This is a genomic window from uncultured Traorella sp. (genome assembly GCF_944327115.1).
Taxonomy (GTDB): domain Bacteria; phylum Bacillota_I; class Bacilli_A; order Erysipelotrichales; family Erysipelotrichaceae; genus Traorella.
The window spans coordinates 1-9,216 of the sequence record NZ_CALVGS010000001.1; the positions used below are offsets into that span (position 1 = coordinate 1).

The following is a 9,216-nucleotide window of genomic DNA, read 5'->3' on the forward strand; positions in this document are numbered from 1 at the left end:
CATATACAACATATACAACAATAATTTATATAACTTGACAGATATCGACATAAAAAAAGCCCTTATTTATAAGGACAAATTTAAGTATCATCTATTGTGTAGGGTTATGAAAGTGTCGAAAACCCGCTCACTTCCTAAAAATTATACTAAATCGTTTTTATAAGAATTTCAATGTTTTTTATTGATTTTGGATCTTAAATGTTTTATAATATACAAGCACACGCCCGAGTGGTGAAATTGGTAGACGCAACGGACTCAAAATCCGTCGGTAGCGATACCGTGCCGGTTCGAGTCCGGCCTCGGGCACCATATGTAAGTAAAGCCTTATTTTAAAGGCTTTTTTTATTATCAATTTATAATTTGACGGGATCAAACGATCTATTTTCAACGAAAACCGCCCTCAAAAGAGAGTGGCTTTCTTTATACACATTTCTTTTTAAGAGAGATCTTGATGACCGTATCAATGGGATCCGGAAGATCATTTCCTTTTATATCAACAAATACGATATCCGGATAATTATTTACGATCCAGTTATCCATGATCATCAGCTCTGAATGATCTGAAAGAAGATAGATGGATTCCACATCTTCCCTATGAATACCATACAGCGGAATGCCTCCAATTGACATTTCCATGACATGATAATACAATACCTGATCTTTTTGGGTAATACGGCCATTTTCAGGCTTTTTTAAAGAAGCATAACTGCAGCCATAAATACTTTCTGCATGATCTCTCATCCATAAAGAGATTTCATCTAAGATATGAATGGCTTCTTTTGGAAAACGTCCTCTGGCATCAGGACCGACATTCAGGATCATATTACCGCCCTTGGAAACACATTCCACGAGCTTTCGAAGGATCGTTGCAGTTTTTTTATAGTTATGATCCTGACTATGATATCCCCAATGATCATTCATCGTGATACAGGCCTCCCATAAAACAGGACGTCCTTTCTCATCAAAAAGTCCATATGGCGGAATGATCTGTTCCGGGCTGACAAAGTCACCACAATAATCAGAAGGATGATTGCTTAATAAACTGCCAAAGCCTTCGCCGCTGACTTCCAGCCGATTATCCAAGATGATATCCGGCTGCAAGCCCCTTACCATCTCCACAAGCTTTTGTGCCTGCCATTTTTCTGCACGCATCTCGTCATAAGAAAAATCAAACCACATGATATCAAGCTTCCCATAATTACTGCAAAGCTCTCTTACCTGACCGTGCATAAAATGAAGATAGTTTTCAAAATCATGGCTCACATCTTTATATGCCTCATTGTTTCTTTCAGGGTGATGGCGATCGTGATAGTGCGGATAGTCTGGATGATGCCAGTCAAGCAATGAAAAATAAAGACCTACACGGATTCCTTCTGCACGAAAAGCTTCTAAAAACTGTGCTACATAATCTTTTTTTGTTTTATAATCTGAAAGTTTTGTGTCAAAAAGTGCATAACCATCATGATGCTTCGCTGTCATGACCGCATATCTCATACCAGCCTTTTTTGCCATCCTTGCCCATTCTTTCATATCACAGTCATCAGGGTCAAACGCATCGATATATTTTTGATAATCCTCAATGCTCATTTCTTCTTCGCTTCTGACCCATTCACCACGGGCAGCTGCCGCATATGCACCAAAATGGATAAACATGCCAAAGCGGGCATCCTTATACCATTGTACTCTTTTTTCATAGATTTCTCTGTCAAACATGTTTTTTACCTTCCCCGTTCAAAGCAATGCGAGTAAAATATTGTTCATCATCTTCATGATCGATCCATGCCCCATTCTTCATCTGGGCCTTTAAAGAGGCTGGATTATCCTTATGTACTGAAAAATAAATTTCATCTTCACGAATGATCTTCTTTGCTTCTTGGATCATCAGGGCTAATCCCATGGTCGCATAGCCTTTTCCACGATATTTTTTCACAATGCCGTAACCGATATGACCGGCTCCGTTTCTCAAGGCCTCGTTTAAATAATGGCGCAGCTTAAAAATACCTACGGGATGATCGTTTTCCATCAGCATATATGTTGTCTGCGGCACCTTCCAATCCGGAAGATCAATGCCTTTAGAATCCATTACGCATCGCTCGACAAATTTCTTATATTCCTCCATGCTTAATCCATAGGCATCATTCTGGAATCCATTCTCATCGTTGTCAAACGACTGATAACAGCTATAGCTTTGTTCCACTGCAACATCCTCGATCCTTTCAAGCCGAAGATCTGCCCATCCATGATCATGAAGAAATGCCTGTAAAGCTTCTTCAAAAGAAGAATAGATCGTGATTTTGTTTCCTTTTAAGATCCCTACCACCATAGAATTAAATCCACAGCTGCTTTCCAAGCCTCCTAATGAATTGCGTTTTAAACGAATATCATGAATTACCGGATAAAGCTTCAGTTTTTTCCCATTCGCCAATTTCTCCATCATCATTCCCAAGGCAACACACGATCCGCTGTCTTCTGTCGAAAGATCAAAGAATACTGCCTCAGCTTCATTTAAACGCTGTACATCCGCCAAAGCAATCTCACTGGAAGTAACATCCTCTTTACTATTAAAAGGCATATCAACAGGATTAAAAAGCTCATAATCGACATGATTCAAATCTAAGATGTGACGAATCCGCTCCCCTTCATATTTACGCTGTTTTTCTTCTGCCTCGCTAAATAACGGTCCCACAATATATATTTTCATCCTATCCCTCCCTACATCATGGTAATTTCATTTTTCAAAATCAGTGAATATTTCAAAGTTCTCATACGTACATAAATATAACACATAAATGCTGCAAGCATCAGCACAAAAAAGATCGCACTTCCCAAAAGTGAATTCTCCGGTATAAAAAACTGCAAACCAATACCTTTAAAATAAAGCTGATAACAGATAAAATTCAAAGCCAGCGATAAGATCCATGAACCGATAAAGATCTGCATTTCATAGTAAAGAAGCTCCGCCAGAATCAACAGCATCACTTCTTTCATACGCAAACCTAATGCCCGATATAACATGAATTCCTTCTTACGATATTCAAAATTGACTGAAGCAACGCAGCTTGCCGCTAAGATCCCCATCAAAATCAAAGAAAGGATATAGCCATAAGAAAGAATACGGATCAAAGAAATCAATATTTTCCCGTCATTGAACGCCTTCTGTACATTGACGACCTCAAGTTCAGCCCCAAATGAATCATTGATGATATTAAGCTGACGTACCAAAGAAGCTGAATCATTGCTTTGAAAATATACATGATATTCATGCTCATTGACACCGGAACGATCATATATTTCTCTAAAAAGCTGACGAGATACAAGGATCTGCGGCTGCTTCTGATAACCGCAACCGGTAATCAAAGCATTGGTTTTTAAAAGATTTAAAGAAGAGAAGATCTTTTGATCATCATAATACAGATCATGAATCACAGAATTTTTGAAGATGTTATAAAAACGTCGATGGGCAGAGCTATACATCTGATTGATCAAAATTCCCCATGGCTCTTCTTCACTCATATCACTGTCAACTACCTTTTGTGAAAAAGACTGAAGAACTTCATCACTATAAGCGATCACCTCAACATAGATATTTCCATTAAAAAGAGTATTTTGACGATAATCATAATCCAGTGCCGCCATATCCGGGCTATGTAATCGCATGCTTTCACTGATTACCACAGCTGAAGCATTTTCAACATTCTTAAGGCGAGTCATCAATCGGGTCGGATAGGCATCATCATATATAATGACCTCTACATCATAATTATGATCGCTGACATCGTAAAAGATTCCCTCCCGAAGATAGCCCATCAATGAATTTATAAGGATAAACAGGGTGATGACCATCGTGATACCAATGATCAAATGACGGTAGCTGCGATGATTCTGGCGGATATTTTTATGAAGCAGACGAATCAGGATCGGCTGTTTCTTTTCCAGCTGCAAATAAGGATGATCCATCACCTCAACCTCATCACTGGACTGCAGCGTTGTCGTTACACTTTGAACGATAATTTTTTTGGTACTTTTTCGAATGAAATAAAAGGAAGTCAAAGCAACATAAGCAACGCTGATAAGCAGGATCACCTCCCGATATGAATGTCCCAATGTCAAAGAACCTACTGAAACAGAATAAATCAAACCATTTAAGATATTTATGAGGACATCATAAAGCACCCAGCCTACTGGAATACCAATCGCCAATGAAATCACTAAAAGCAAAAGACCTTCATAAAGGATCATGGTCGTACATTGAGCCTGTGTGACCCCTACCGTTTTTAAGATTGCCAAATGCTTTTCACGATTGGCATAAGAATTCTTGTAACAGTTACGTATCAAAAGAATATTCATTGCCAGAAATGTCAATAAGGTCAAAGCAAAAAAGAAAATAAGCAAAAGGATCATATGATTCTCATCTGCCTGATGGTAAAGCTGATACCCCGAGTTCATCTTCAGATCTTCAAACTCACCACTAAAGGAATCCATGATTTGACGACTGACTGCCGCGCTGTCCTTTTGATCGTAATAACGCACATAAAGATCTTTCTCAGCGGTATGGTTTAATACAGTGATCAACGTATAAGAAGAGGTTTCATTATCAAAGAAGCTGTCTTCGATCATACCGACGACCTCATATTCCTGATCATCAATTACCACCCTTTGATGCAGATCAAGGGATATCTTTGAATCTGTCATCGCTTCTTCAGAAACTAAGATTTCATTTCCTGAAACAGGAAAGCGTCCTTCACTTAAGACCATCCTCAGATCATCAAAGCTTTTTTTATCCATGCCCACGATTACAAACGAATCCTTTGTCTTGGTCAAAAAGCAATCCATATCAATCTTTTTTTGAATTTCAACGACATCTGCCTGCATGACTTTCGCATGAAGATTCATTGACTCTACAAACTCATCGCTGACATTTTGATAGACAGCATGATAATTACCATAGGTTGCAATCATCGAATCATTAAAACCGATCAATGTATTGACACAAAGGCATCCTACAAGGAAAAATAAGGCACTGGCGGTAATCAGTGAAAGAATGGAAAGAAGGGTCGATGATTTATTCATCATGAGATACTTTCGCACATATGTCATCAATATGTTCATAGGCGATCCTCAAATTTACTGAGCTTTCCCTGCTCCATCAAATAGATATCATCCGCCTGCATGGCAATATTCATATCGTGGGTGATCATAATGATCGTCGTATCATATTTGATAGAAATAAGCTTTAAAAGATCCGCAATCTCATGGGCACGATTGCTATCCAGATTTCCTGTCGGCTCATCACATAATAGAAGTGTCGGATGATGGATCAGTGCCCGAGCAACCGCAACACGCTGCTGCTGTCCCCCTGAAAGATTGTTCGGATAACTCTCCATTTCATCTTCGATATGCAGCGTTGAGATGATCTGATTAAAATAATTCTGATCTACTTCCTTATGGTCCAAAAGGATCGGAAGAAGGATGTTCTCTTTGACATTCAAGGTAGGAATAAGATTGTAAAACTGATATACCATCCCGATCTGTCTTCTTCTGAATATCGTCAGCTGATCCTCTGTAAAGGAATAGATATTTGTTTTATCAAGAATAATCTCACCGCTTGTCGGTATTTCAAGTCCCGCCAGCATATGCAAAAGCGTGCTTTTTCCCGAACCGCTCTCACCTGTAATCGCAATAAAGCTTCCTTTATCGACCTGAAAGGAAACGTGATCCACGGCATATACCGTCTTATTTTTCTTGACATATGTTTTTGTTAGTTCATTTACCTTTAAAAGTTCCATTATTTCACCTGCTTATAAAAACGTATCGAAAAAGCCGTACCTGCCTTTAAGCGGCTTCTTACATGGATCGTTGCATCCTGGCTTGTCAAAATCGAATATGACATGGCCAGACCGATTCCTACGCTGTCATCACTGCTTTTGCTGGCACGATAAAAGCGCTCAAAGATAAACGGCAGATCTTTATTGGAGATACCTTCACCGTTATCGGAAATCACGATCTCCGTGTACATGACACTATCAAAGATCTCAGCTTTCAGCTGTCCTCCCACAGGTGTATGTTCACAGCAGTTTTTTAGAATATTCAATAAAGCTTCACTTGTCCAGTTGATATCGATTTCCAATATCGGATTATCTCCGGTAAGGATAAACTGCTGGTTTTTATTTTTCATCAGCATGTTAACAGGCTCTACTGCTTTTAAGATAAGATCATCCGCATATATCTTCTCCTTTTTAAAATCAACGGTTCGTGCATCTAGCTTCGCCATTTTTAAAAGTGAAGAAACAAGCCATTCAATTCTTTTTAACTGTGAGCGGATCACATCCAAAAATTTCTTTCGGTCTTCCTTGCTCAGATCTTCATTTTGAAGAAGATCCGACATGATAAGCATGCTCGTTAACGGTGTTTTTAACTGATGGGAGATATCAGCCAGATTATTTGCCAGCTTCATCTTATCCTGCTTCAAAACTTCATTTTGCTCTTTCAACATGACTGTGATCTTATAGATATCGTTTTTCAAGGCTGAAAGACTGCCTTCATCATTATCAATGATATCAAGAGCATAATCTTTGTTTAAAAGACGATTGATGTATGTGGAAATATTCGATATAGATGAATTTAATCTGAGAAGATAAAAATAAACGATCAAAAATACTAAGACCGAAAAAACAAGGATGATTGCTACAAAAGCGGCAATTGTTTTATTCAGTAAGTTACTGTCTGAAGTATTGCTGTCATCTATGCCATATTTTTCAAGTATTTCTTTTCCTTTTTCACCATATTGCACAACATTTTTCGTCAAGATCGCAATGATCTCATTTTCATCCAGTTCATAAGTTTCAGAAAGATAACCGATCATATTCGCATCAATCTCATTTATTTGTTTCTGTAAATCGTGATTCAGCCAAAAGGATACCAAAAATACACTAGCAATCGCTAGTGTCATGGTGATTATGATCGAAACAAGCATCCTTCTTAATCGTTTATCCGCAACATTATTCATCTTTCAGTCCTCGATAACCAATACCACGAATCGTTTCAATTAAACGTGGCTGCTGAGGATCATCTTCAATTTTTTCCCTTAACCGTTTGATATAAACTGTCAATGTATTGTCATTGATGAAATCTCCTCCGATATCCCAAAGACTATCTAAAAGCTCATCTCTTTTCAGAATATCTCCTTTTCTTGTCGCAATCGTCAGCAACAGACGGTATTCCATTGCACTTAAAAAGATTTCCTGATTATTTTTATAAACCTTTCCTTTGAGTGAATAAATTTTCAGGTTACCTAAAGTAATGATCTTTTCTTTATCCGGATGATTGTTTTTACGACGCATGACAGCATTCACGCGTGAAATGAATTCCTTAAGTCCAAAGGGTTTCGTTATATAATCATCGCCTCCCATATCAAGACCAAAGACGATATCATTTTCATCATCGCGAGCTGTTAAAAAAATGATCGCCGGATTTGATTTTTCCTTTGCATATTTACATACCTCAAACCCATTGCCATCCGGCAGTCCGAGGTCTATGATCAGACAATCGTAGCTGTTGCGAGAAAGATAGTCCTTAGCTGTCGCAACACAGTTCGCAATAAATATTTCATATCCTTCGGCACGAAGGGAATGTTCACATCCTAAAGCAATGCTTTCGTCATCTTCAATAATCAAAATCTTACTCATACTCTTTACCTCTTTGTGACTATTATATCACAAACTAATACCTTCAAAATAACAATTTTATCACTTTGATCCTATCACGTATCAGTGAATCAAACGGCCCAGATAAACGATAAAGAATAGAAAAGAAATCACTCCAAGCAAGAAATCCCTGATACGGGAATTCTTACAATCAAAAAGAAGTAAGAAAATAATCACAGGTCCCAGAAAAAATAAGGGGGGATAAGTGAAGGCAGATGAGATATGACCTGTCAATACGCTCTGCCACGCCCGTGTCATTCCGCAGGTCGGACATGGAATATGAAAGATGGCATAGACAAAACAGCGCGCATGGGTCACGTATAAAAATAAGGTAAGTACGATGCATCCTAAAATGAATGGTTTCTTATTCATAAAAAAATGAAAGTGATCAACACTTTCTAAATGGCAAGCATAAATTTTTGAAAATTCATTTCCTTTGTTTTCTTTGAAACGCTGAACCAGTCAATGATTGTCAAAATGCCGCATAAACCAAAGGTGAAAAGCTCTACCTTATCTTTCATTTTTTTTAGATTGCCTGTATTTCAGGTATTTTTTTTATGATCAAATCTTGTTCTGTAATGACACCTTTGACACAATGGAAGTGAAAGCACGTGATTTTGAAAATTATGAAGCAAACTTTCATGCTCACGTAAAATATCTTCAAATGGTGTCGTAAATATATTTCCAAGTAATGCGTGGGCATTCGCATCCAGACAGCACGGAACGACACTTCCGTCAACTAAAATAGCACACATATGACGCCATCCCTGACATGTTCCTTTTTCTTTGATAAAAGCATGACTCAGGGAAGGCCATAAAAACTCTCTGTCAAAGCTTAGAAAACAATGGGGCTTTAATTTGACAGAATTTCTGTATTCATGAATATCTGCATGATAATGATCTTCAAGATAGGCAATCGTCTTTTTAGTATTTTCATCAATCTTATCCTTCATGGTCCACAAACGATATGAAACATAAACACCATGCTCAGACAATTCATCGCCAACCATGACTGCGTTTTCTAAATAATCCGGAATATGAGGAAAAGAATGAAGCGAAAGGTTGATTTGACGAAGAGCAGGGCTATCAAGCAAGATTTTGCTTTGTTGTTTTAAAAGAGTCGCATTGGTCGTCAGATTCACATATAAATCATTATCATGAGCAATCTGAAGAAACATTGAAAGATCAGGATGCATCAAAGGCTCACCAAGAACATGAAGATAAATATACCAGGTATAAGGCTTGATCTGTAAGATAATATTTTCAAATTCATGCACAGTCATCATTTTTGAAGGACGATTTGTGTGAGAACAAAAAGAACAATTCAAATTACATTGATTGGTGATTTCAATATATACTTTTTTAAAACGCATATCGATCCTCCTCATTGATATAAAAAAAGACTCACAAGGAGTGAGTCGGTGATCTGGCAGCGAGCTATCTTCACAGGGGCAGGCCCGGCTATTGTCACCGCGCGAGTGCTTAACTTCTGTGTTCGGGATGGGTACAGGTG

9 protein-coding genes and 1 tRNA gene are annotated in these 9,216 nt (G+C 38.1%); 1 reads left to right on the top strand and 9 read right to left on the bottom strand.

What is annotated here, in order from left to right; genetic code table 11:
• Positions 1 to 222 precede the first annotated feature (222 nt).
• A tRNA-Leu gene (locus Q0K35_RS00005) sits at positions 223 to 309 on the top strand.
• A 111-nt stretch (positions 310 to 420) separates the two neighbouring features.
• Here Q0K35_RS00005 and Q0K35_RS00010 read toward each other — a convergent pair.
• From Q0K35_RS00010 to Q0K35_RS00050, 9 genes are all read right to left on the bottom strand, one after another.
• A complete protein-coding gene (locus tag Q0K35_RS00010) occupies positions 421 to 1,713 on the bottom strand; it encodes an alpha-L-fucosidase (protein ID WP_294560423.1) in 1,293 nt (430 codons plus the stop codon).
• Positions 1,706 to 2,701, bottom strand: a complete 996-nt coding sequence (locus Q0K35_RS00015; protein WP_294560425.1) for a GNAT family N-acetyltransferase — start codon at positions 2,699 to 2,701, stop codon at positions 1,706 to 1,708. The genes Q0K35_RS00010 and Q0K35_RS00015 overlap by 8 nt, the downstream gene beginning before the upstream one ends.
• Before the next feature lie 11 nt (positions 2,702 to 2,712).
• A complete protein-coding gene (locus tag Q0K35_RS00020) occupies positions 2,713 to 5,109 on the bottom strand; it encodes an ABC transporter permease (RefSeq protein ID WP_294560427.1) in 2,397 nt (798 codons plus the stop codon).
• On the bottom strand, positions 5,106 to 5,786 hold the full coding sequence (locus Q0K35_RS00025) for an ABC transporter ATP-binding protein (protein WP_294560429.1): 681 nt from the start codon (positions 5,784 to 5,786) through the stop codon (positions 5,106 to 5,108). Before Q0K35_RS00025 ends, Q0K35_RS00020 begins: the two co-directional genes overlap by 4 nt.
• On the bottom strand, positions 5,786 to 7,006 hold the full coding sequence (locus Q0K35_RS00030) for a HAMP domain-containing sensor histidine kinase (RefSeq protein ID WP_294560430.1): 1,221 nt from the start codon (positions 7,004 to 7,006) through the stop codon (positions 5,786 to 5,788). Before Q0K35_RS00030 ends, Q0K35_RS00025 begins: the two co-directional genes overlap by 1 nt.
• Positions 6,999 to 7,685 carry a response regulator transcription factor gene (locus tag Q0K35_RS00035; protein ID WP_294560432.1) on the bottom strand — a complete coding sequence of 229 codons (687 nt, stop codon included), beginning with the start codon at positions 7,683 to 7,685 and terminating at the stop codon, positions 6,999 to 7,001. The genes Q0K35_RS00030 and Q0K35_RS00035 overlap by 8 nt, the downstream gene beginning before the upstream one ends.
• 81 nt (positions 7,686 to 7,766) lie before the next feature.
• Positions 7,767 to 8,075 carry a DUF2752 domain-containing protein gene (locus Q0K35_RS00040; protein WP_294560434.1) on the bottom strand — a complete coding sequence of 103 codons (309 nt, stop codon included), beginning with the start codon at positions 8,073 to 8,075 and terminating at the stop codon, positions 7,767 to 7,769.
• 26 nt (positions 8,076 to 8,101) lie between these two features.
• Entirely contained in the window at positions 8,102 to 8,224 is a 123-nt protein-coding gene (locus Q0K35_RS00045; RefSeq protein ID WP_294560436.1) for a hypothetical protein, read from the bottom strand.
• A 21-nt stretch (positions 8,225 to 8,245) separates the two neighbouring features.
• Positions 8,246 to 9,076, bottom strand: a complete 831-nt coding sequence (locus tag Q0K35_RS00050; RefSeq protein ID WP_294560438.1) for a radical SAM protein — start codon at positions 9,074 to 9,076, stop codon at positions 8,246 to 8,248.
• Positions 9,077 to 9,216 lie beyond the last annotated feature (140 nt).

What these genes read in the sequence shown, in the direction of transcription:
- Q0K35_RS00010 (WP_294560423.1), bottom strand. Translation starts at nt 1,713, where the DNA reads ATGTTTGACAGAGAAATCTATGAAAAAAGAGTACAATGGTATAAGGAT.
- Q0K35_RS00015 (WP_294560425.1), bottom strand. Translation starts at nt 2,701, where the DNA reads ATGAAAATATATATTGTGGGACCGTTATTTAGCGAGGCAGAAGAAAAA.
- Q0K35_RS00020 (WP_294560427.1), bottom strand. Translation starts at nt 5,109, where the DNA reads ATGAACATATTGATGACATATGTGCGAAAGTATCTCATGATGAATAAA.
- Q0K35_RS00025 (WP_294560429.1), bottom strand. Translation starts at nt 5,786, where the DNA reads ATGGAACTTTTAAAGGTAAATGAACTAACAAAAACATATGTCAAGAAA.
- Q0K35_RS00030 (WP_294560430.1), bottom strand. Translation starts at nt 7,006, where the DNA reads ATGAATAATGTTGCGGATAAACGATTAAGAAGGATGCTTGTTTCGATC.
- Q0K35_RS00035 (WP_294560432.1), bottom strand. Translation starts at nt 7,685, where the DNA reads ATGAGTAAGATTTTGATTATTGAAGATGACGAAAGCATTGCTTTAGGA.
- Q0K35_RS00040 (WP_294560434.1), bottom strand. Translation starts at nt 8,075, where the DNA reads ATGAATAAGAAACCATTCATTTTAGGATGCATCGTACTTACCTTATTT.
- Q0K35_RS00045 (WP_294560436.1), bottom strand. Translation starts at nt 8,224, where the DNA reads ATGAAAGATAAGGTAGAGCTTTTCACCTTTGGTTTATGCGGCATTTTG.
- Q0K35_RS00050 (WP_294560438.1), bottom strand. Translation starts at nt 9,076, where the DNA reads ATGCGTTTTAAAAAAGTATATATTGAAATCACCAATCAATGTAATTTG.